We start from the raw sequence: 22,727 nt of genomic DNA, 5'->3' as shown, positions 1-22,727 counted from the left end.
GTATAATACATGCGTACAGTCACCGGCATGACACCGAACCCGACCCGCGCCGGCCGACGCGAGTGGACCGCGCTCGCCGTGCTGATGCTCCCGCTGCTGCTGGTCTCGATGGACGTCTCCGTCCTCTACTTCGCGATCCCCGAGATCAGCGCCGACCTGGAACCGAGCGGCACCCAGCAGCTGTGGATCTTCGACGTCTACGCCTTCGCCGTGGCCGGCCTCCTGATGACCATGGGCTCGGTGGGCGACCGGATCGGCCGCCGCAGGCTGCTGCTGATCGGCGCCGCCGCCTTCGGCGCCGCCTCCCTGCTCGCGGCCTACGCGCACACCGCCGAGACGCTGATCGCGGCCCGCGCGGTCCTCGGCATCGGTGGTGCCACCCTGATGCCCTCCACACTGGCCCTGGTGCGCTCGCTCTTCACGGATCCCGCGCAGCGGGCGAAGGCGATCGCGATCTGGTCCGCCGTGATGACGGCGGGCGTGGCGCTCGGCTCGGTGCTGAGCGGATTGCTGGTGGAGTTCTTCTGGTGGGGCTCGGTCTTCCTGGTGAACCTGCCGGCGATGGCTCTGCTGCTGGCCCTCGGCCCGGTCCTGCTGCCGGAGTCCAGGGATCCCGATCCGGGCCGCTTCGACTGGCCGAGCGTCCCGCTGTCCATGGCCGCCGTGTTGCCGGTCATCTACGGCTTGAAGGAGATCCCGTCCGAGGGATGGAACGTGCGGTACGTCGTGTCGGTCACCGTCGGCCTGCTCTTCGCGGCCCTGTTCGTGTACCGGCAGCGGACGGCCGCCTCCCCGATGATCCCCCCGGTCCTGTTCCGCGGTCGCGGCTTCGGCCCCGCCGCCGTCCTCAACCTGGTCACCATGTTCGGGATGATGGGCTCGGCGTTCTTCACCACGCAGTACATCCAGTCGGTGCTCGACAAGAGCGCTCTGGAGGCGGCCCTGTGGGCGCTGGTGCCGTCGGTTCCCATCGGCTTCGCGGCACCGTTCGCCACCCATCTGGTGCAGAAGGGCGTCAACCGCGCCCATGTGGTGACGGCGGGCTTCGCCACCGCCGCGTGCGGTTACGCGCTGCTGTCGTCCGTGGACACGGACGACCTGGTACTCGTCCTGGTCGCCTGCGGTGTGCTCGCCATGGGCGTCACCGCGGTGATGTCCCAGATCATGGACCTCGCGCTGGGCGCCGCTCCGGTGGAACGGGCGGGCTCCGCCTCCTCCCTGATGGAGACCGGCACCGAGTTCGGCGGGGCGCTGGGCATGGCGTTCCTCGGCTCCGTCGGCACCGCCGTCTACCGGGACGGGGTGCCGGACTCCGCTCCCGCGGCGGCCCACGAGACACTGGGCGGCGCGCTCGCCGTCGCCGAACGTCTGCCGGGGCAGGCGGGAGACGCCCTCGCGGCGGCGGCTCGGGAGGCCTTCACGCGGGGGATGAACGCGGCGGCGATCGCGGGTGCCGCGGTGTTCGCCGGTGCGGCGGTCCTGGCGTCGGCGGCGCTGCGCCGGGTGCGGGTGCGGGAGGAAGCGGACGCGGAAAACGCCGGACGGGCTGACCGGGTCAGCCCGTCCGGCGTGTGAGGACGAGTCCGTTCAGGACGGACGGGGCCCGGGGGGCAGAACCCCCGGTGGCGTCAGACCAGGTTGACCGACCGGGCGGAGGTCGCCCCGATCTCCGCCGACAGCTCGGCCAGGACCCCGGCGGCCACCGTGTCGTCGACGGTCAGCACCGCGAGCGCCTCGCCGCCGACCGTCGCGCGGGCGACCTGCATGCCGGCGATGTTGATGCCGGCCTCGCCGAGGATGCGGCCCACGGTGCCGACGACGCCCGGACGGTCCTCGTAGCGCAGTACGACCATGTGGTCGGCGAGTGCGAGGTCCACGTCGTAGTCGCCGACCGCGACGATCTTCTGGACGTGCTTGGGGCCGGCCAGCGTGCCGGAGACCGAGACCTCCTCGCCGCCGGAGAGGGTGCCGCGCACGGTGACGACGTTGCGGTGGTCGGCCGACTCCGAGCTGGTGGTCAGCCGTACCTCGACACCGCGTTCCTGGGCGAACAGCGGGGCGTTGACGTAGGAGACCGTCTCGTCGACGACGTCCTCGAAGACGCCCTTGAGCGCGGACAGCTCCAGCACCTTCACGTCGTGCTGGGTGATCTCGCCGTACACCTCGACGTCGAGGCGGGCCGCGACCTCACCGGCGAGCGCGGTGAAGATCCGGCCCAGGCGCTCGGCGAGCGGCAGGCCCGGCTTGACGTCCTCGGCGATGACACCGCCCTGCACGTTCACCGCGTCCGGGACCAGCTCGCCGGCGAGGGCGAGGCGCACCGAGCGGGCGACGGCGATGCCGGCCTTCTCCTGCGCCTCGTCGGTGGAGGCGCCGAGGTGCGGGGTGCAGACGACCTGGTCGAACTCGAACAGCGGGGAGTCCGTGCAGGGTTCCTTCGCGTACACGTCGAGGCCGGCGCCGGCGACCCGGCCCTCCTTGAGCGCCGAGTACAGCGCCTCCTCGTCGACGATGCCGCCGCGCGCGGCGTTGACGATGCGCACGCTCGGCTTGACCTTGCGCAGCGCCTCGTCGCCGATGAGGCCGACGGTCTCGGGGGTCTTGGGCAGGTGGACGGTGATGAAGTCGGAGACCTCGAGCAGCTCGTCCAGCGACAGGACCTTGACGCCCATCTGCGCGGCCCGCGCGGGCTGGATGTAGGGGTCGTAGGCGACGACCTTCATGCCGAAGCCGGACATGCGCTGGGCGACCAGCGCACCGATGCGGCCCAGGCCCACGACGCCGAGGGTCTTCTCGGCCAGCTCGACGCCCGTGTACTTGCTGCGCTTCCACTCGCCGTTCTTCAGCGCGGCGTTGGCCTGCGGGATGTGACGGGCGGTGGCGACGATCAGACCGCAGGCGAGCTCGGCGGCGGTCACGATGTTCGAGGTGGGGGCGTTGACGACCATCACGCCGGCCTTGGTGGCGGCGGAGACGTCGACGTTGTCCAGGCCGACGCCGGCGCGGGCGACGACCTTGAGCCTGTTCGCGGCGCCGATCGCCTCGGCGTCGACCTTGGTGGCCGAGCGGATCAGGATCGCGTCCACCTCGGCGATGGCCGGGAGCAGCTCGGCACGGTCCGCACCGTTGCAGTGGCGGATCTCGAAGTCCGGACCGAGTGCGTCGACGGTGGCGGGCGACAGCTCTTCAGCGATGAGTACGACGGGTTTCGAGCTCACGTGAGTCCTCACAAGTCCAATGCGGACGGCCGTCCCGACGGCCGCAGGCGGTGAAGAAGTGCTAGCCGCGTGGAAGACGCACGACGCTGTGGGCCTGACGCGTTTGTTGTGCAGCAGTCTAGTGGCGCGGGGCGGGGCGTCTTGCGCCTCTGCGGATCGATCACCCGGAAGTGGCTGTACGGACTGGCCAACTGGTTCCAGTCCCTCCGGAGGGGTCCGGGGCACAAGCCCCGCGACGGCGCCCGTCACGCACGGCGCCGTCGCGGGGAGCGGGGCTCACGCCTCCTCGTCGACCCAGCTCATGAGCTTGCGCAGCTCCTTGCCGGTGGTCTCCAGCAGGTGCTCGGAGTCCTGCTGCTTGTACTCGTTGTACTTCTTCAGACCGCCGTGGTACTCGTCCATCCAGTTCTTGGCGAAGGTGCCGTCCTGGATCTCGGCGAGGACCTTCTTCATCTCGGCCTTGGTGGCGTCGGTGATGATCCGCGGACCGGTGACGTAGTCGCCCCACTCGGCGGTCTCGGAGATCGACCAGCGCATCTTCTCCAGGCCGCCCTCGTACATGAGGTCCACGATCAGCTTCAGCTCGTGCAGGCACTCGAAGTAGGCGATCTCCGGCTGGTAGCCGGCCTCGGTCAGGGTCTCGAAGCCCGCCTTGACCAGCGCCGCGGTGCCACCGCAGAGGACGGCCTGCTCGCCGAACAGGTCGGTCTCGGTCTCCTCGGTGAAGGTGGTCTTGATGACGCCGGCGCGGGTGCCGCCGATGCCCTTGGCGTACGACAGGGCCAGCGCGAAGGCGTTGCCGCTGGCGTCCTGCTCGACGGCGGCGATGCAGGGAACGCCGCGGCCCTCCTCGTACTGACGGCGCACCAGGTGGCCCGGGCCCTTGGGAGCGACCATGCAGACGTCCACGCCGGCCGGGGGCTTGATGAAGCCGTAGCGGATGTTCAGGCCGTGGCCGAAGAACAGGGCGTCGCCGTCCTTCAGGTTGTCCTTGACGTGCTCCTCGTAGACCTGGGCCTGGATCGGGTCCGGGACGAGGATCATGATGACGTCGGCCTCGGCGGCGGCCTCGGACGGGCTCACCACGCGCAGGCCCTGCTCCTCGGCCTTGGCCTTGGACTTGGAGCCCTCGTGCAGGCCGACGCGGACGTCGACACCCGAGTCACGGAGCGACAGGGCGTGGGCGTGGCCCTGGCTGCCGTAACCGATGACCGCGACCTTGCGGCCCTGGATGATGGACAGGTCGGCGTCGGCGTCGTAGAACAGCTCGGCCACTGGGTTCTCTCCTTGTGTGCAGGTGTTGCGTCCCACCGTATGACGATGGGGGAGGGGGAAGGTTGCGGGTCTCGCGATACGGGCGGCCGGTCGTGTCCCGGCCGCCCGTTTCAGGTGCTACGCCGACCGGTCCAGGGCGCGCAGCGACCGGTCCGTGATGGAGCGGGCGCCGCGTCCGATCGCGATCGTGCCGGACTGGACGAGCTCCTTGATGCCGAACGGCTCCAGCATCTTGAGCATGGCGGACAGCTTGTCGCTGCTGCCGGTGGCCTCGATGGTCACGGCCTCCGGGGAGACGTCCACGGTCTTGGCGCGGAACAGCTGGACGATCTCGACGATCTGGGAGCGCGTCTCGTTGTCGGCACGCACCTTCACCAGGACGAGTTCGCGCTGGACGGCCTGCCCGGGTTCGAGCTCGACGATCTTCAGCACGTTGACGAGTTTGTTGAGCTGCTTGGTGACCTGCTCCAGCGGGAACTCCTCGACGCTCACCACGATGGTGATGCGGGAGATGTCGGGGTGCTCGGTGACGCCGACGGCGAGCGAGTCGATGTTGAAGCCGCGGCGGGAGAACAGGGCGGCGATCCGGGCCAGGATGCCCGGGGTGTTCTCCACCAGGACGGAGAGCGTGTGCTTGGACATGATCTGCTTCCTCTGCTTGAAAGTCCTGACGGCTCTCAGTCGTCTTCGTTGTCGCCGAAGTCGGGGCGGACGTCCCGGGCGGCCATGATCTCGTCGTTGGATGTGCCGGCGGCGACCATCGGCCACACCATCGCGTCCTCGTGGACGATGAAGTCCACGACGACCGGGCGGTCGTTGATCGAGTTCGCCTCCTCGATGACCTTGTCGAGGTCGGCCGGGTCCTCGCAGCGGATCGCGTAGCAGCCCATGGCCTCCGACAGCTTCACGAAGTCGGGGACGCGGGTGCCGGCGCTCTTCTCGGCGGTGTCCGCGCCGGGGCCGGAGTGCAGCACCGTGTTGGAGTACCGCTGGTTGTAGAAGAGGGTCTGCCACTGGCGGACCATCCCGAGGGCGCCGTTGTTGATGATGGCGACCTTGATCGGGATGTTGTTCAGGGCGCAGGTGGTGAGCTCCTGGTTGGTCATCTGGAAGCAGCCGTCGCCGTCGATCGCCCAGACCGCCCGGTCGGGGACGCCGGCCTTGGCTCCCATGGCGGCCGGGACCGCGTAGCCCATCGTCCCGGCGCCGCCGGAGTTCAGCCAGGTGGCGGGCCGGTCGTACTGGATGAAGTGCGAGGCCCACATCTGGTGCTGGCCGACGCCCGCCGCGAAGATCGTGCCCTCGGGCGCCAGCTGCCCGATGCGCTCGATGACCTGCTGCGGGGAGAGCGAGCCGTCCTCGGGCAGGTCGTAGCCGAGCGGGTAGGTCTCGCGCCAGCGGTTCAGGTCCTTCCACCAGGCGGTGCAGTCGCCGCGGTTGCCCTCGGCGTGCTCCTTCTGGACGGCCTGGACGAGGTCGGCGAGGACCTCGCGGGCGTCGCCGACGATCGGCACGTCGGCGGCGCGGTTCTTGCCGATCTCGGCCGGGTCGATGTCGGCGTGGACGATCTTGGCGTACGGGGCGAAGCTGTCCAGCTTGCCGGTGACGCGGTCGTCGAAGCGGGCTCCGAGGGCGACGATCAGGTCGGCCTTCTGCAGCGCGGTGACGGCGGTGACCGAACCGTGCATGCCCGGCATCCCCACGTGCAGCTCGTGGCTGTCGGGGAACGCGCCGAGTCCCATCAGGGTGGTGGTGACGGGAGCTCCGGTGAGTTCGGCGAGGACCTTCAGCTCGGCGGTGGCGCGGGCCTTGAGGACGCCGCCGCCGACGTAGAGGACCGGCCGCTTCGCGGCGGTGATCAGCTTGGCGGCCTCGCGGATCTGCTTGGCGTGCGGCTTGGTGACGGGCCGGTAGCCGGGCAGGTCCATGGTGGGCGGCCAGGAGAAGGTGGTCTTCGCCTGGAGGGCGTCCTTGGCGATGTCGACCAGCACCGGGCCGGGGCGGCCGGTGGAGGCGATGTGGAACGCCTGGGCGATCACCCGGGGGATGTCCTCGGCTTTGGTGACCAGGAAGTTGTGCTTGGTGATCGGCATGGTGATGCCGACGATGTCCGCCTCCTGGAAGGCGTCCGTGCCGATCGCCTTGGAGGCGACCTGGCCGGTGATCGCGACCATCGGCACCGAGTCCATGTGCGCGTCGGCGATCGGGGTGACCAGGTTGGTGGCGCCGGGACCCGAGGTCGCCATGCAGACGCCCACCTTGCCGGTGGCCTGCGCGTAGCCCGTGGCCGCGTGACCGGCGCCCTGCTCGTGCCGGACCAGGACGTGGCGCACCCGGGTGGAGTCCATCAGCGGGTCGTAGGCGGGAAGGATCGCACCGCCCGGAATGCCGAATACCGTGTCGGCGCCGACCTCCTCGAGAGAGCGAATGAGGGACTGTGCGCCCGTGACGTGCTCGACGGGGGCGGACTGTCCTCCGGATCGGGGCCGGGGCTGCGGGTGATGGGCCCCGGTGGCCTGCTCGGTCATCGGCATTCTCTTCTCGATGCTGAGGGTTTTTGCGAAGTTCGTGCGGGTCACGCGTACTGCTGGACAGGTGCCTGTGCAACAAAAAACCCCTCGTGCCGTAAGGCAAGCGAGGGGAGCGCGCCGGGTGGTGAGTCGCTGAGCGGTGGAGGCTCAGCGTCAGCCGACGCGCTTTCCAAGTACGAGAATTCGGGTGCGCATGGCATTGACCCTCCACCCGGCGCGCACCCAGTGTCAAGCGGGTGGGACGGGAGTCTCATTATGTGAGCGTAGTGCCGTACCGCCCTGGAGGACGGCGGTCACTCCGGTGGAGTACACCCCGGAGCCCCCGCCGACGAACACCGGCTCGGCCGGTCCGGGCGGCACCGGGTAGTGCCCGGCGGCCAGCGCCCTGCGCAGCCGGTACTCGTCCAGCGGCCCGGAGAAGGCCTTGCCCTGCCCGTGCGTGCAGCCCATCATGCGCAGGGCCGCGACCTGCTCGGGGAGGTCCACGCCGTCGGCCACGGTCTGCATCCCGAGGTCGGAGGCGATCCGCAGCAGACCGCTGGTGATCTTGTACAGCCGTGCGGACTCCACCACGCCGTCGACCAGGCTCCGGTCGAGCTTCAGTATGTCGACGGGGAGCCGCCGCAAGGCCGTGATCGCCGCGGGACCGCTGCCGAAGCCATCGAGCGCGATCCGGACGCCGATCCGCTTGAGCACGGTCAACCGGCGCTCCAGCTCGTCGAGCGACACCCTGGGGTCGGTGTCGGCCAGTTCGACGACCAGGGAGCCGGACGGCAGCCCGTGCCGGGTCAGCAGGGCCTCGATCGAGCCCAGGGGCAGCGACCGGTCCAGCAGCCGGTGGGCGCTCAGCCGGACGGCCACCGGGACGGGCAGACCGGTCGCGTGCCGTTCGGCGGCCTGCTCGACGGCCTCCTCCAGCACCCAGCGGCCCAGCTCGGCGGTCTTCTCACCGTCCTCTGCCACGCGCAGGAACTCCGCGGGGGTGAACAGCACCCCCTGGGAGGAGCGCCAGCGCGCCTGGGCGCAGACCGAGGTGATCCGGCCGTCCTCCAGGCACACCACCGGCTGGTGCAGCAGGGCGAACTCGCCGTGGTGCAGCGCCGCTCGCAGCCGGGTGGCCAGCTCCGCCTTGCGCACCACGTCCTGCTGCATCTGCGGCTTGTACAGCTCCACACGGCCCTTGCCGGCCGCCTTCGCCCGGTACATGGCGAGGTCGGCGTTGCGCAGCAGTTCGCCCGCGCCGAGGCCGGGTTCGGCGAAGGCCACGCCGATGGAGGCGTTGACCCGGACATCGTTGCCGTCGATGGCGTAGGGCTGGGAGAGGGTCGCTCTCAGGCGGTCGGCGAGCTCCAGGATGTGCCGCTCACGGGCGTCCCGGTCGCGGACGCCGTCCCCGACGATCAGGGCCGCGAACTCGTCGCCGCCCAGCCGGGAGGCGGTGTCGCCCTTGCGGACCGCGTCCTGGAGTCTGCGGGCGGCCTGGACGAGCAGTTCGTCCCCGGCCTGGTGCCCGATGGTGTCGTTGACGCCCTTGAAGCCGTCGAGGTCGATGAAGAGCACCGCCGTGCCCCTGAGGGCGGCCCCGCGGTCCGAGGCCCGGCGGCCGGACAGCGCCTGTTGGACGCGCCGGGTGAACAGTGCGCGGTTGGGCAGGTCGGTGAGCGGATCGTGCTCCGCGTTGTGCTGGAGCTGCGCCTGGAGCCGCACCCTCTCGGTCACGTCACGGCTGTTGAAGATCAGGCCGCCGTAGTGCCGGTTGACGGTCGACTCGACGTTCAGCCAGCCGCCGTCGCCGGAGCGGAAGCGGCACTCGATGCGGGTGGTGGGTTCCTCGACCGGGCTGGCGGCGAGGAAGCGGCGCACCTCGTGCACCACACAGCCCAGGTCCTCGGGGTGGATGAGACCGGCCAGTTCGGTCCCCTCCAACTCCTCCGCGGGCCTGCCGTACACCCCGGCGGCGGCCGGGGAGACGTAGCGGAGGATGCCGCTGGGCGCGGCGATCATGATGACGTCGCTGGAGCCCTGCACCAGGGAGCGGAAGTGGTTCTCCTTCTGCGCCAGTTCCTGGGTGAGGGTGATGTTGTCGAGCAGCATGATGCCCTGGCGCACGACGAGCGCGAGCACCACGGTGCCCCCGGTGAGCAGCACGACGCGGTCGACGCTGCGGCCGCTGAGGACGTTGTAGAGGATCCCCAGGGTGCACACGGCCGCGGCGAGGTACGGCGTGAGCGCGGCGAGGGAGCCGGTGATGGGCCGGGAGAGCGGATGCCGGGTGTGCTCGCCGGGCGGCGGTCCGTGGTGGTGGTCCGGCACGCCGTGCCGCCCGGGCAGGTGCTCGCGGACCACCCGCGTGTGCCCCTCCCGCTCGGGCCGCCCACCGCGGGGCGCGGTCCAGGGGGCGTACGCCAGGAGCAGCGAGCCGGCGAACCAGCCCGCGTCGAGCAGCTGTCCGGAGCGGTAGCCGGCGTGCAGCAGCGGGGAGGTGAACAGGGCGTCGCACATCACGGTCAGCGCGAGCGCGCCGATCGCGGTGTTGACCGCGGACCGGTTGACCGCAGAGCGCCGGAAGTGCAGCGCGAGCACCATGCTGACCAGGGCGATGTCGAGCAGCGGGTACGCCAGGGACAGCGCGGTGCGCGCGACGCCCGGCCCCTCGGCCCGCGCGGCCTGGGCGAGCGCGAGGCTCCACGCGAGGGTGAGCAGGGAACCGCCGATCAGCCAGGCGTCCAGGGCGAGACAGACCCAGCCGGCCTTGTTCGCGGGCCGTTTGGCGAGCACCAGCAGTCCCACGATGGCGGGCGGCGCGAAGCACAGGAAGAACAGGTCGGCGTAGCTGGGGCTGGGTACGGGAAGCCCGAGGACGACCTCGTACCACCCCCAGATCAGATTGCCCAGGGAGGCCATGGACGAGGAGAGGCCGAACATCAGCCAGGCGGGCCGGAAGGGGGTACGGGGGCTGCGGGCGTAGACGAAACAGGACACGGCGGCGGCGCCGGCCGCGGCGCTCAGCCCGAAGTCGCCCATGATCAGCGCGAGGTGCTCCGAGCCCCAGCCGAGCGCGGCGCCGACGGCGTAGGCCGCGCAGACCAGGGCCAGCACGAGTTGGGCGACCGGACCGGGTCGGCGGCCGACGGCCGGCGCACCCGGCAGCGGTGTCGTCGGCGAGGGCTGCTGCCGCGGTGCTCCGTCCAGCGTGGAGGTGGGGGTGGGGGCGCTCACCGGCGCCTCCCGGTCCGCTCCGCTCCCGGGTCGCCCGGCCTCCGGAGCACCGGGTGGTCCTGCCGTCCGCGGCTGCCGCGCGCGGGGCGGCGACGGCCGGGACCGCCATGAGGGCCGCTGTGCCGGGTGCGGTGGCCACCCTCGTGACCACGGCCGCGCGCGGCCGTGCGCCACGGTCGTCGCCGACGGCTCCGCCGCGTCGGATCGCTCGTCCACAGGCCGTGCATCGTCCGTCGCCCCCCTCACTGTCCGCAGTGTCCTGCCCCCGCGCCGTCGGTCAGCGGCGCGGCCCCTGTCGGGACGATACACCAGTGTCGTCACTCAGGGACATAGGTTCTCTACGCTGCGTAACGGCCAATTGATGTATGAGTACCCACCGCGCCCGGATAAACGCGGACGGTGCTCGAAGCGGACTACAGATCTTCCGCTCCCGTCACCAGGATCACGTTGCCGAGCTCCTCCTGGTTCAGGTAACGGCGCAACTGACGGACCAGCAATCGCTCGGCGCGCGGCCGGAAGGCGGAGGTGGGTCCGCCGACGTGCGGACTGATGAGGACGCCCGGCGCCCGCCACAGGGGGTGTTCCGAGGGCAGCGGTTCGGGATCGGTGACGTCGAGGGCCGCGGTGATGCGACCGCTCTCCAGCTCGGTGAGCAGCGCCTTGGTGTCGACGACGCCGCCGCGGGCCACGTTCACCAGCAGGGCGCCGTCCTTCATCCGGGCCAGGAACCCGGCGTCCACGAGGTGCCGGGTGGTCTCGGTCAGCGGTGTGGAGAGGACGACGACGTCCGCCTCCGGGAGCAGGGCGGGCAGTTCGGCGAGCGGATGCACCGGCCCGCGCTCCGTGGTGCGTGCGGAGCGCGCGACGCGCACCACCCGCGCGAGCTCGAACGGAACGAGCCGGTCCTCGATGGCCGCGCCGATCGCGCCGTACCCCACGATGAGCACGTTCTTGTCGGCGAGCGCGGGCCGGAACCCGCCGCGCCACTCCCCCTCGTCCTGTGCCCGCACGAAGTCGGGGATGCCTCGCAGGGAGGCCAGGATCAGCGCGAGCGTGAGCTCGGCGGTGCTGGCCTCGTGCACACCGCGCGCGTTGCACAGCCGTACGCCGGGGGGCAGGTCCTTCAGACCGGGCTCCACGTGGTCGGTGCCGGCCGACAGGGTCTGTACGACGCGGACGGAGCGCATCAGCGGCAGCGGGCGCACACCGACCCCGGCGGGCTTCATGTAGGGCACGACGTAGAAGCCGCAGTCGGCCGGGTCGGCGGGGAACTCCTGGTCACCGTCCCAGAAGAGGTAGCGCGGCCCTTCGGGAAGGCCCTCGATCTCGTCCGGCGGGATGGGAAGCCATACGTCAGCAGTGGTCATGGTCCGGAGGCTAGTTCAGAGGCCGGGAAGGGCGCGGGTTAGGTTGGAGGGCCGGAGAGGGAGGGTCACGACCAGGTGGAGCGCAGGACGATCGGCGCGGGGGCGCTCGCGGTGGGGGCCGTCGGACTCGGGTGCATGCCGATGAGCTGGGCCTACAGCACCTCCCGGCAGCGCGGCGAGGAGTCGCTCAGGACGGTGCACCGGGCGCTGGACGCGGGCTCGACGCTCCTCGACACCGCCGACATGTACGGCCCGTTCACCAACGAGCTGCTGCTCGGGCGGGTGTTGAAGGAGCGGCGCTCCGACGCCTTCGTGTCGACGAAGGTCGGGCTGCTGGTGGGCGATCAGCACATCGTGGCCAACGGTCGTCCCGGGTACGTGAGAAGGGCCTGTGACGCGTCGCTGCGCCGTCTCCAGACCGATGTCATCGACCTCTACCAGCTGCACCGCGCCGACCCGGAGGTCCCGGTCGAGGAGACCTGGGGTGCGATGGCCGAGCTCGTACGGGCGGGAAAGGTGCGGGCGTTGGGGTGGTGCGCGGTGGGGGCTCGCTCGGCGCGGCGGCCGGGGGCGCGGTTGCACGACGCGACGATCCGCCAACTGGAGCGGGTGCAGCAGGTCTTCCCGGTGAGCGCGGTGGAGGCGGAGCTGTCGGTGTGGTCGCCGGAGGCTCTCCGGGCGCTGCTGCCGTGGTGCGCGTCGCGGGGCATCGGGTTCCTGGCGGCGATGCCGCTGGGCAACGGCTTCCTGACCGGGACGCTGACGCCCGGCGTGGGCTTCGAGGCGGACGACCTGCGCGCCCGGCACCCCCGCTTCACGGCCGAGATGATGGCCGCGAACCAGCCGATCGTGGTCGGCCTGCGCCGCGTCGCCCGCCGGCACGGCGAGCACGTCACCCCGGCGCAGGTGGCGCTGGCCTGGGTGCTGAGCCGGGGCCGCCAGGTGATCCCGGTCCCCGGCGCCAAGCGGGAGCGGTGGGTCGTGGAGAACGCGGCCGCGGTGGACCTGCGCCTGACGGAACGCGACCTCGCGGAGATCGCGGAACTGCCCGCCGCACAGGGGTCGTGGGACTGAGCGACGGACCCGCGGCGGCGATCCGGTGGTTCGGGGTTCGGCGATCGGGAACTTCGGGAGCACGAGCGGTGTATGACAGGTAGGACCCCGCCGCGTCGAAGGGACGAGATCGTGCAACGACGAGCCGTGACGGCCGTACTGGCCGCCGCCGCGCTCCTGCTGACCGCCGGCTGCTCCTCCGACGACGGAGGACCGCCGGGCGGAGACGGCAGCGCCTCCCCGACCGGTACGGCGGCGACGTCGTCCTCGTCGCCGGAGGAGAGCGCGGAGGAGACACCGCCCGCGAAGGGCTCGGTGAAGGTGGTCCGCACGGTGGCCACGGGCCTGAGCTCCCCCTGGGGCCTGGCCCCGCTGGCAGACGGCGACCTGCTGGTCTCCTCCCGCGACGAGGCGACGATCACCCGGGTCGACGGGAGGACCGGTGAGAAGACCGAGGTGGGCGAGGTGCCCGGGGTGTCGCCGTCCGGCGAGGGCGGCCTGCTCGGCATCGCCCTCTCCCCCGAGTACGCCTCGGACCGCATGATCTACGCGTACTTCACCTCGGCCTCCGACAATCGCATCGTCCGCATGGTCTACGACGAGGGGAAGCCGGCCGGTGAGCAGCTGGGCGCGCCGGACACGGTCTTCCGGGGCATCCCCAAGGGCGAGATCCACAACGGCGGCCGGATCGCCTTCGGCCCGGACGGGATGCTGTACGCAGGCACGGGCGAGAGCGGCGACACGGGTCTGTCCCAGGACAAGGAGTCCCTGGGCGGCAAGATCCTGCGGCTGACCTCGGAGGGCGAGCCGGCCCCGGGCAATCCGTTCCCCGGCTCCGCGGTGTACTCGTACGGCCACCGCAATGTGCAGGGCCTGGCGTGGGACGGCAGGCAGCGGCTGTTCGCCTCGGAGTTCGGCCAGAGCACCTGGGACGAGCTGAACGCGATCGAGCCGGGCGACAACTACGGCTGGCCGGAGGCGGAGGGCGAGTCGGACGACGGCGGTTTCCACGACCCGGTCGACCAGTGGAGCACGGACGAGGCCTCCCCCAGCGGCATCGCTCACGCCCAGGGCTCGATCTGGATGGCGGGCCTGCAGGGCCGGCGGCTGTGGCGCATACCGCTGAAGGGCACGGAGACCTCGGCGGACCCGCAGGCCTTCCTGGAGGACGACTACGGCCGGCTGCGCACGGTGGCGGCGGCGGGCGGCGACAAGCTGTGGCTGGTCACCAGCAACACGGACGGACGCGGCAACCCGGAGGAGGTGGACGACCGGATCCTGGAGCTGGAGGTGAGCTAGCCGCTCATTCCGCCTCGGTCTCCTCCCCCGGCGCCGTCGGCGGGCGTACGGTGACCTTCCCGGAGGCGAGGTCTATCGGTCCTCGTCCGGGGTCGGCGTCGCCGACGTCCTCCCGAGTCAGTTCCAGTCGGTTCTGCTCGTCGCGGGTGTGTTTACGGCCGGGGGCGAACAGTTCCTCGAAGGCGTTGAACACCGCTCCCCTTCCCGAGGGCGAATGGGTCGTACGCCTATTGTCCCGCCGCCGGCCGTGCACCCGTCTCCGTCGCGAACAGACCGAGCCGATGCGCCACCGCCGCCGCCTCTCCCCGTCCGGAGACGCCCAGCTTGGCGAGGATGTTGGAGACGTGGACGCTGGCCGTCTTCGGGGAGATGAACAGCTCCTCGGCGATACGGCGGTTGGTGCGGCCGGCGGTCACCAGGCGCAGCACGTCGCGCTCCCGGCTGGTGAGGCCGAGCGCGTCGGCCGGATCCGCGGAGGCCCGGTCGCGGGTGACGGGGACCAGTGCGAGCCGGGCGCGCTGCGCCAGCAGGCCGGCGGACCGGGCCAGCGGTGCGGCGCCGAGGTGGTCGGCGGCGGCGGTCACCAGCCTCAGCAGTTCCGTGGCGCGGGCGCGCTCGTCGTCGCCCGCTCCGGTGACGAGCAGCGCTTCGGCGAGCCGGAACCGGACGCGTGCGAGGTCATAGGGCCGTCCCAGTGGCTCGACCGCCGCGACGACCGCGGACCACTCGTCCGGTGCGGGCCTGCCCTCGGCGCGCAGCAGCTCGGCGCGCAGCCACAGGTCGTACGTCTTCCATACGGGTACGCCGGTCGCCAGCGTCCTGGCCGCCGTGCGGATCCGGTCCAGGATCTCCGGGCGGCCGGGCTCGGTCGCCGGGTCGCCGTGGGCGTCGGCCTCCGCGGTGGTGACGGCGAGCAACAGGGGCCAGCCGTAGCGCTGGGTGCCGGGCGGGAGTCCGGTGTCGAGCACGGCGAGCAGTTCGGCGCGGGCGTCGGCCAGGCGGCCCTCCGCGGCGGCGATGCCGACGGCGACCCACTTCATGGGGAGGGCGTACTGCGGCATCGGGTCGTGGGTGCCGAAGAAGGTGCGGGCGTCGGCGAGCCGGCGGGCCGCCTCGGCCATGTCCCCCCGGTCGTACGCGAGGTACGCCAGACGCATCGAGCCCCCGGCGCGGGGCTTGGCGCTCTGCTCGAAACGCTGGGCGTTGGCCGCGGCGCGGGCCGCCTCGTCCCAGCGGCCGAGCGAGTGGAGGGACTCGGCGAGGTTGCCCCACACCCAGCCCTCGGAGTCCAGCAGTCCGAGCCTGCGGGTGACGTGGACGCCTTCGTGGAGGAGTGCCGCGGCCTCCTCGGAGCGGCCGACGCCTTCGAGGACGGACGGGAGGTTCACATGGGCGCGGGCCACCACCATGTCCACACCCAGTTCGGTCGCCCTGTCCTTGACCTCGTACATCTCGGCGAGTCCGGTGTCGATGTCACCGGCGTCGACCATGAGGCCGCCGAGGGTGAGCCGGGCGTTGAGCTCGATGTCGTGGGCGCCGACCATACGGGCGTACTCGACGGCGCGTTCGGCGGCGGCCATGGCCTCCGGGCCGGGTTCGTGCAGCATGGACCAGCTGGCGGCGGAGGCGAGGACCTCGGCGTGCACCTCGGACGGGGGCAGTCCGCGCACCAGGTCCTGTGCGGTGCCGAGTTCGGCCCAGCCGTCGCCTCGGGCGAGGGCCTGGGTGAGCCGGGAACGCTGCACCCAGAACCAGGCGGCGCGCAGGGGGTCCGGGTCCTCGTCGAGGAGGCGCAGCGCCCGCTTGGTGATCTTCATCGAGCGTTCGCGTTCCCCGCAGAGGCGGCCGGCGACGGCGGCCTCGGCCATCAGGTCGAGATAGCGCAGCGGCGTCGTCCCGGGGTCACAGCCACTGGGGGTGCCCCCACGCCCTTCAGGCAGTGGGGGAGGAGGGTAGACCTCGGCGTGGTCGAGGGGGCGCAGGGTGTCCCGTACGGCGTCGGGGACGGCGTCCCACAGCTCCATCGCCCGCTCCAGCAGGCCCAGTTGTTCGGAGTAGGCGTGGCGTCGGCGGGCCTCGACGGAGGCGTCGAGGACGGCGGGCAGGGCCTTGGCCGCGTCGTGGGCGTGGTACCAGTAGCTGGCCAGGCGGGTCACCCGCTCGTCGGCGGGGACGAGGGTGGGGTCGGCTTCCAGGGCCTCGGCGTAGCGGCGGTTGAGGCGGGAGCGTTCGCCGGGCAGTAGATCGTCGCTGACGGCCTCGCGGACCAGGGAGTGGCGGAAGCGGTAGCCGTCGCGGTCGGGGGCGGGGGCGAGGATGCTGGCGTTGACGCCGGCCCGCAGGGCCTCGATGAGGTCGTCCTCGGTGAGCCGGGCGACGGCGGCCAGCAGCCGGTCCTCGACGGTGGAGCCGCCTTCGGCGACGATCCGGGCGACCCGCTGGGCGCTCTCCGGCAGCCCTTCGACCCGGACCAGGAGGAGGTCGCGCAGGGAGTCGGTGAGGCCGGTACAGCAGCCCTCGTCGGCGGCGACGGCGAGTTCCTCGACGAAGAAGGCGTTTCCGTCGGAGCGTTCGAAGATGTCGTCGACGCGGTCGGGGTCGGGTTCGCGGGCGAGGATGCCGGCGATCTGCCGGTGGACCTCCTCACGGTTGAAGCGGCCGAGTTCGACGCGCTGGACCGTGCGGAGCCGGTCGAGCTCGGCGAGAAGGGGGCGCAGGGGGTGGCGGCGGTGGATGTCGTCGGAGCGGTAGGTGGCGAGGACGACGAGACGGCCGGTGCGCAGGGTGCGGAACAGGTAGGCGAGCAGGTGGCGGGTGGAGGCGTCGGCCCAGTGCAGGTCCTCCAGGGCGAGGACGACGGTGTGGTCGGTGGCGACGCGCTCCAGCAGACGGGCGGTGAGCTCGAAGAGGCGGGCCACGCCCTGTTCGTCGCGGCGGGCCTCACGGGCGGCGGCGGTGCCGATCTCGGGGAGCAGACGGGCGAGCTCCTCCTCCTGCCCGGAGGCGGCGGCGGCGAGCTGGTCGGGCAGCTCGCGGCGGAGTTGGCGCAGGGCGGTGGAGAAGGGGGCGAAGGGGAGGCCGTCGGCGCCGATCTCCACGCAGCCGCCGAGGGCGACGATCGCGCCGCGGCGGCGGGCGGCGGCGGCGAACTCCTCCACGAGGCGGGTTTTCCCCACGCCTGCCTCGCCCCCGACGAGCAGTGCCTGGGGCTCGGCGGCGGCGCGGGCGAGGGCGGTGTTCAGCGTGTCGAGTTCGGTGCTGCGGCCCACGAACACGGGACTGACGGACTTGGTCTCCACGCGCCTGAGCATCGCATGACCTTCCGTCAACGGGTCACCGGTTTTCGTCATGGGGCGGGACGAGCCCGCGGACGGGCGCCTGCGGGGCGCCTCCCGGGCCTTTGAGGCGCTGGGGGAGGCACGACCGCCCGCGGAAACGGCGGCACGTGGCGGACCTCGGGTACGGGCGGGCGGCGGCCGACCCCCGTGCGGCCGCCGCCCGGGGTGAGGTTCATGCGGCTCGGGCGAGACGGATCCGGTGGCGGGGATGGCTCTCGGACTCGGCGCCCCGTTCAGCGGCTTCGCGGCGCACGGAACGGCGGAGGCGCAGGGCCGCCCGGACCTGGCGCTCGTGCTCCGCGCTGCGGAGGAGGTCGTCGTGACGGAGCTGATGGAGTGCGTGCTCGGACATGGGGCGCTCCCTCGGAGGAGTCGGTGTCGGCCATCGCGTTTCGCGATGCCTCCACCTTCGTCTCCAAGGCGGGCCCACCACATCGGGAGGGTTCCGTATCTTGCGGCCGGTCCGGGGCCTTAGAAGGTACTCAGGCCTCCTAAGGCCTCGGTCGCCGTGCCCCCAGCGCCGCCGCGCCGACGACCGCGAGGACCGTGGCCGCCGGACGCGTGTGCCGCGCGTTCGGCCGACGGGTCAGCGGACCGGCGGGCAGCACGTCGGCGACCACCGCCGGCGCGACCGGGCTCATCAGCGGGCCCCCCGGGAAGAACGCGCTCGTCGTGGCCCGCGGCCGCGGCCCGCTCGGTCCCTGCCGCACCATCGCCCTCGGCGGCCCCGACGGGGGTCGCCGTGCCCATCGGCCGCGCTCGCCCCGGTGCCGAGGCCCGCCCATTGACACCACCCCACCCCGCTGTCTACAAATGAGAACGCCGACTACATATGGGGATGGCATTCATGGTTCGGACCTCAGAGCGGATCGTCTGCGCCACCGCCGTCCCCGTGGCCTTCCGGGACCGTCCCTTGCTGGACACGGCCGGCGCCGGTGAGGTCTGCGGCGGCACGGTGCACCCGGAGCGGCTGCGGCGCGCCCCCGACGAACCGGTCGGCAGGGACGTGTGGAGCCTCGACGAGCCGATCGCCAGCACCACCCGCGCGCCGGACGTGCCGGCACCACGGGCGGCGACGGCACGTCCGGCATGGTCACGGGCGGCACCACCGAGGAGGCGCTCCACGAGGCGCTCGTCCCCGGCGCGGGCGCCGCGCCGGACGGGTGGGGGTCAGGACCGCCCGGCGCACCGGGCCGGCCCCCTTCCACGACCTGCCGAACGCCCTGATGGCCCCGCACGACCCGGGCCGCGCGGCCCGTGCCGGTTCTCCCTTCCCCGGCCCCTGGCCCCACCGCTCCCGTCCCTCACCCAGAGTAGGAAGCCACCCATGCTCGAAGGCGTTCTCTTCTTCCCCGTCACCCCGTTCACCGCGACCGGCGACGTCGACCTCGACGCCCTGCGCCGGCACGTCGCGGCCCGGGTCGACGCCGGCCCGGGCGGAGTCTTCGTCGCCTGCGGCACCGGCGAGTTCCACGCCCTGGACCACGAGGAGTACACCGCCGTCGTCCGCACCGCGGTCGAGGCGGTGGGCGGGCGCGTCCCGGTGTACGCCGGGGCCGGCGGCGCCGTCGGCCAGGCTCGCCGGCTCGCACGGGTGGCAGCTCGGGCCGGTGCGGACGGTCTGCTGCTCATGCCGCCCTACCTGGTCGAGGCTCCTGCCGACGGGCTCGTCGCCTACACCCGCGCCGTGGCCGGCGAGACCGCCCTGCCGCTGATCGTCTACAACCGGGCGAACGCCCGCTTCGACGAGCGCTCGGCGGCCGAGGTCGCCCGGCTGCCCCACGTGGTGGGCCTCAAGGACGGCACCGGTGACCTCGACCTGCTCGCACGGATCGTCCCCGCCGTACGGGAGGCGCTCGACGGGACCGGCAAGGAGTTCCAGTTCTTCAACGGCATGCCCACGGCCGAGGCGAGCCAGCTCGCGTACCGGGCACTGGGCGTGGAGCTGTACTCGTCGGCCGCCTTCGCCTTCGCCCCCGACGTCTCCCTCGCCTTCCACCGCGCGGTGGAGGAGGGCGACCGGAAGCGGGTCGACGCGCTGCAGCGCGCCTTCTTCCACCCCCTGGCCCGGCTGCGCAAGCGGGTCCCGGGGTACGCGGTGTCGCTGGTGAAGGCCGGGGTCACTCTGGAGGGCCTGGAGGCCGGACCGGTCCGCCCGCCGCTGACGTCCCTCACCGCGTCCGAGACCGAGGAGCTGGCGGCCATCATCGCCGAGGCGCGCGCCGTACTCGCCTCCTGAGCCCTCTGAACCCGCGCAGGGGTCCTCCGGGCCGCCCGGAGGACCCCTGCGGCACCGTACGGACGCCGTCCGAGAGTCCGCTCAACGGTTCAGCGGTCGTCCTGCGCCGCGCGCCACTCCGGGGCGAGCACGGACCACACCTCCAGATCGTGGCGCACCCCGTGGTGGAGGTGGGCCTCGCGGCGGACGCCGTCCCGGGTCATGCCGAGCCGGCGGGCGACGTCGATGCTCGGCCCGTTGCCGGCCGCCGCGACCCATTCGACCCGGTGGATGCCGCGCCGCTCGACCGCCCAGTCGATGAGCACCCGCATGGCGCGGGTGACGAGCCCGCGCCCGGTGGCGGCGGGCTCCAGCCAGCAGCCCACCTCGCAGCTGCCGTTCGCGGCGTCGAAGTTCAGGGTGAGCACCCCGCCCACGAGCGTGCCGTCCAGCCACAACCCGTGCAGCGAGGCCGTGTCGGCGGCGCGCCGGTCGGCGTACCGCTGGAGCACCTCCCGGGCGCCTGCCACGTCCGTGGCCTTGGCGCCGAAGGGGACGTACCGGTTGATGAACTCCCGGCCCCGGTCCAGATGGGCCAGGAACTCCTCGGCGTGCCAGGGCTCCAGGGGGCGCAGTTCCGCTCCGTCGTCACCCAGTGGTATCGCGTACATCCCGCTGCTGCCCCTTCCCGGCCAGCACGTCCGCCGCCTCGGCGTCCGTGGCGGCGGCCAGCTTCTCATGGGCGGCACGGACCTCGGGCGGTTCGATGCTGACGCGCGGCATGATCCGGTCCAGCGAACGCGGCAGCCACCAGTTGGCACCGCCGAGGAGGTGCATGAGGGCGGGCACGAGCAGGGTGCGCAGGACGAAGGCGTCGAGGGCGACGGCCACGGCGAGCGCGATGCCGAACATGGCGATCACCCGGTCGCCGGTGAGGACGAAGGCGAGGAAGACCGAGATCATGATCACGGCGGCGGAGTTGATCACCCGGCTGGTCTCGGCGAGGCCGACCCGGACGGCGCGCCGGTTGTCGCCGGTCTCCAGCCATTCCTCGTACATCCGGCTCACCAGGAAGACCTGGTAGTCCATGGAGAGCCCGAAGAGCACGGAGACCATGATCACGGGCAGGAAGGGCTCGATCGGGCCTCCCGTGCCCAGGCCCAGCACGTCGCTGCCCCAGCCCCACTGGAAGATCGCGACGACGACGCCGAACGTGGCGGCGACGGCGGCCACGTTCATCAGCGCGGCCTTGAGCGGGATGGCGAGCGAGCGGAAGCCCACCAGGAGCAGCAGACAGCCCAGTCCGATCACGACACCGACGAAGAGGGGCAGCTTGTCGACGATGACGTCGGCGAAGTCGTCGTACCCGGCCGTCACGCCGCCGACGTGCACGTCGAGCGAGGTGCCCGACTCGGCCCGCGGCAGCACGTCCTCGCGCAGCCGGTCGACCAGGTCGCTGGTCTGCTTCGACTGCGGGGACGACTCCGGTACGACGGTGAGGTACGCGGTGTCGCCACCCGTGCCGTAGGTCGCGGGCGACGCCGACGCGACGCCCTCGGTGGCGCGCAGGGTGGTGTCGAGGTTGTCCAGGGCGAGCCGGTCCTGAGCGCCGTCGACGTGGGTGACGAGGGTGAGGGGGCCGTTCACACCGGGTCCGAAGCCGTCGGCGAGGAGGTCGTAGGCCTGGCGGGTGGTGGACGTCCTGGGGTCGTTGCCCTGGTCGGAGGTGCCCAGGTGGAGGGAGAGGGTGGGCAGCGCGAGGACCGCCATGACGACGACCGCGACCGCGCCGAGCAGCTTGGGGTGGCGCTCCACGAACGCCGACCAGCGGGCGGCGAACCCGGTCGGCACCTCCGGCTCTGGCCCGTGCTCCGCCAGCCGGCGCCGCTCCCGGCGGCTGAGCGCGCGCGTGCCGATGAGCGACAGCAGGGCGGGCAGCAGGGTGACGGAGGCGGCGACGGTCAGGACGACGGTGAGCGAGGCCGCTATGGCGACGCCGTTGAGGAAGTTCAGCCGGAGGATCAGCATGCCCAGCAGGGCGATGCAGACGGTGGCGCCCGCGAAGACGACCGCCCGTCCGGTGGTGGCGACGGCGTTGACGGCGGCCTCGGGGACGGTGAGGCCGCGCTTCAGTCCGCGCCGGTGCCGGGTCACGATGAACAGCGCGTAGTCGATGCCGACGCCGAGCCCGATCAGCGTGCCGAGCATGGGGGCGAAGTCGGCGACGGTCATGACGTGCCCGAGGAGCCCGATCCCGGCGTAGGCGGTGCCGACGCCGACCAGGGCGGTGGCTATGGGAAGCAGCGAGGCGGCGAGCGAGCCGAAGGCGAGGAACAGGACGACGGCGGCGACCAGCACGCCGACGATCTCGGCGGTGTGTCCGCCGGCGGCATCGCCGAGCTCGACGGCGCTGCCGCTCAGCTCGACCTGGAGTCCGTCGGTCTGAGCGGACCTGGCCGTCTCCACCACGGCGGCGGCCTCGCCCGCGTCGATGTCCTTGGCCTGGTCGTCGAAGGTGACCGTGGCGTAGGCGGTGCGGCCGTCCGCGCTGATCCGGCCGGCGCCCTGGTCGTCGTACGGACCGCTCACGGCGGCCACGCCGGGCAGGTCACCGATCCGTTCCAGGGTGCGGGTCATGGTCTGCTCGACGCCGGTGTCCCGGACGCTGCCGGACGAGGTGTGCCAGACCACGTTGTCGCTGTCGCCGCCGCCGAGGGCCGGGAAGCCCTCCTGCAGCAGCTGGGTGGCCCGCCCTGACTCGGTGCCGGGCACCTGGTAGTCGTTCGAGTAGGCGGAACCGGCGGCGAAGGCGCCGGCGGAGACCCCGCCGAGGGCGAGGAGCCAGAGCAGGACGGTGATCAGACGGCGTTGGACACACCAGCGTGCGAGGGCTGCCACGAATGTGCTCCCGTGGTGACTCGGTGTGGATCTTTGACCGGGAGCAGTCGAACGTGAACCGAACAGCCCGCAAAGAACGCATGAGCAATGCAGTGACCACTCTTGCAGGCATGAATGATCGTTTGTCGCTTTCGTGTACTAATTCACATTTCACGGACCGCTCGGTCGAACCGGTTCCCGACGCCATGACCATGACCCCCGCGACCAGCGGCACCGGCGCTCCGCGGGCCCGGCGCGCCTCCCGCGCGGCGCCTTCCGCCCGAGCGTCCGGGGCGTTTCGGAATCGACGCGTCCGCTCATGGCGCGCGAGC

General features: G+C 72.2%; 16 protein-coding genes. 4 read left to right on the top strand and 12 right to left on the bottom strand.

The window, feature by feature from the left end; all coding sequences use genetic code 11:
• The first annotated feature begins 9 nt into the window (after positions 1–9).
• Positions 10–1,575, top strand: coding sequence for an MFS transporter (locus ACZ8ZB_RS24145; protein WP_470739738.1), 1,566 nt, complete (start codon positions 10–12; stop codon positions 1,573–1,575).
• A gap of 53 nt (positions 1,576–1,628) precedes the next feature.
• Here the strand turns inward: ACZ8ZB_RS24145 and serA are convergent, their stop codons facing one another.
• The 6 genes from serA to ACZ8ZB_RS24115 all read right to left on the bottom strand — a co-directional run bounded on the left by serA (position 1,629) and on the right by ACZ8ZB_RS24115 (position 11,610).
• Entirely contained in the window at positions 1,629–3,218 is a 1,590-nt protein-coding gene (gene serA, locus ACZ8ZB_RS24140) for a phosphoglycerate dehydrogenase (RefSeq protein WP_470739737.1), read from the bottom strand.
• Positions 3,219–3,494: 276 nt separating this feature from the next.
• The gene (gene ilvC, locus ACZ8ZB_RS24135; RefSeq protein WP_369179888.1) at positions 3,495–4,493 is read right to left on the bottom strand and encodes a ketol-acid reductoisomerase; all 999 of its coding nucleotides are present in this window, start codon (positions 4,491–4,493) and stop codon (positions 3,495–3,497) included.
• Positions 4,494–4,610: 117 nt separating this feature from the next.
• Positions 4,611–5,135, bottom strand: coding sequence for an acetolactate synthase small subunit (gene ilvN / locus ACZ8ZB_RS24130; RefSeq protein WP_030216544.1), 525 nt, complete (start codon positions 5,133–5,135; stop codon positions 4,611–4,613).
• A gap of 35 nt (positions 5,136–5,170) precedes the next feature.
• On the bottom strand, positions 5,171–7,021 hold the full coding sequence (locus ACZ8ZB_RS24125) for an acetolactate synthase large subunit (RefSeq protein ID WP_470739736.1): 1,851 nt from the start codon (positions 7,019–7,021) through the stop codon (positions 5,171–5,173).
• 231 nt (positions 7,022–7,252) lie between these two features.
• Positions 7,253–10,243: a putative bifunctional diguanylate cyclase/phosphodiesterase gene (locus tag ACZ8ZB_RS24120; protein ID WP_470739735.1), complete on the bottom strand. Its 2,991-nt coding sequence runs from the start codon at positions 10,241–10,243 to the stop codon at positions 7,253–7,255.
• A 413-nt stretch (positions 10,244–10,656) separates the two neighbouring features.
• Complete coding sequence (locus ACZ8ZB_RS24115; RefSeq protein ID WP_470739734.1) at positions 10,657–11,610, bottom strand: 2-hydroxyacid dehydrogenase; 954 nt, start codon at positions 11,608–11,610, stop codon at positions 10,657–10,659.
• A 75-nt stretch (positions 11,611–11,685) separates the two neighbouring features.
• On the opposite strand from ACZ8ZB_RS24115, the gene ACZ8ZB_RS24110 reads away from it, so the two are divergent.
• Both ACZ8ZB_RS24110 and ACZ8ZB_RS24105 read left to right on the top strand, forming a co-directional pair.
• Positions 11,686–12,684 carry an aldo/keto reductase gene (locus ACZ8ZB_RS24110; protein WP_470739733.1) on the top strand — a complete coding sequence of 333 codons (999 nt, stop codon included), beginning with the start codon at positions 11,686–11,688 and terminating at the stop codon, positions 12,682–12,684.
• A 72-nt stretch (positions 12,685–12,756) separates the two neighbouring features.
• On the top strand, positions 12,757–13,962 hold the full coding sequence (locus ACZ8ZB_RS24105) for a PQQ-dependent sugar dehydrogenase (protein WP_470739732.1): 1,206 nt from the start codon (positions 12,757–12,759) through the stop codon (positions 13,960–13,962).
• 4 nt (positions 13,963–13,966) lie between these two features.
• Here the strand turns inward: ACZ8ZB_RS24105 and ACZ8ZB_RS24100 are convergent, their stop codons facing one another.
• The 4 genes from ACZ8ZB_RS24100 to ACZ8ZB_RS24085 all read right to left on the bottom strand — a co-directional run bounded on the left by ACZ8ZB_RS24100 (position 13,967) and on the right by ACZ8ZB_RS24085 (position 17,941).
• Positions 13,967–14,155: a DUF6191 domain-containing protein gene (locus ACZ8ZB_RS24100; RefSeq protein ID WP_470739731.1), complete on the bottom strand. Its 189-nt coding sequence runs from the start codon at positions 14,153–14,155 to the stop codon at positions 13,967–13,969.
• A gap of 34 nt (positions 14,156–14,189) precedes the next feature.
• The gene (locus ACZ8ZB_RS24095; RefSeq protein ID WP_470739730.1) at positions 14,190–17,273 is read right to left on the bottom strand and encodes a helix-turn-helix transcriptional regulator; all 3,084 of its coding nucleotides are present in this window, start codon (positions 17,271–17,273) and stop codon (positions 14,190–14,192) included.
• A gap of 199 nt (positions 17,274–17,472) precedes the next feature.
• Positions 17,473–17,652 (bottom strand): hypothetical protein, encoded by a 180-nt coding sequence (locus ACZ8ZB_RS24090; protein WP_470739729.1) that lies wholly within the window; start codon positions 17,650–17,652, stop codon positions 17,473–17,475.
• A 139-nt stretch (positions 17,653–17,791) separates the two neighbouring features.
• Positions 17,792–17,941, bottom strand: a complete 150-nt coding sequence (locus tag ACZ8ZB_RS24085; RefSeq protein WP_470739728.1) for a hypothetical protein — start codon at positions 17,939–17,941, stop codon at positions 17,792–17,794.
• Between the two features lie 641 nt (positions 17,942–18,582).
• On the opposite strand from ACZ8ZB_RS24085, the gene ACZ8ZB_RS24080 reads away from it, so the two are divergent.
• Positions 18,583–19,539: a 5-dehydro-4-deoxyglucarate dehydratase gene (locus tag ACZ8ZB_RS24080; RefSeq protein WP_470741568.1), complete on the top strand. Its 957-nt coding sequence runs from the start codon at positions 18,583–18,585 to the stop codon at positions 19,537–19,539.
• A gap of 89 nt (positions 19,540–19,628) precedes the next feature.
• Here ACZ8ZB_RS24080 and ACZ8ZB_RS24075 read toward each other — a convergent pair whose 3' ends face one another.
• Together ACZ8ZB_RS24075 and ACZ8ZB_RS24070 are read right to left on the bottom strand one after the other, a co-directional pair.
• Positions 19,629–20,189 (bottom strand): GNAT family N-acetyltransferase, encoded by a 561-nt coding sequence (locus tag ACZ8ZB_RS24075; protein WP_470739727.1) that lies wholly within the window; start codon positions 20,187–20,189, stop codon positions 19,629–19,631.
• On the bottom strand, positions 20,167–22,416 hold the full coding sequence (locus tag ACZ8ZB_RS24070) for an MMPL family transporter (RefSeq protein WP_470739726.1): 2,250 nt from the start codon (positions 22,414–22,416) through the stop codon (positions 20,167–20,169). Before ACZ8ZB_RS24070 ends, ACZ8ZB_RS24075 begins: the two co-directional genes overlap by 23 nt.
• Positions 22,417–22,727 lie beyond the last annotated feature (311 nt).

This window comes from Streptomyces sp. 12E (assembly GCF_055633275.1).
This window is presented reverse-complemented; position numbering and strand designations above follow the sequence as displayed.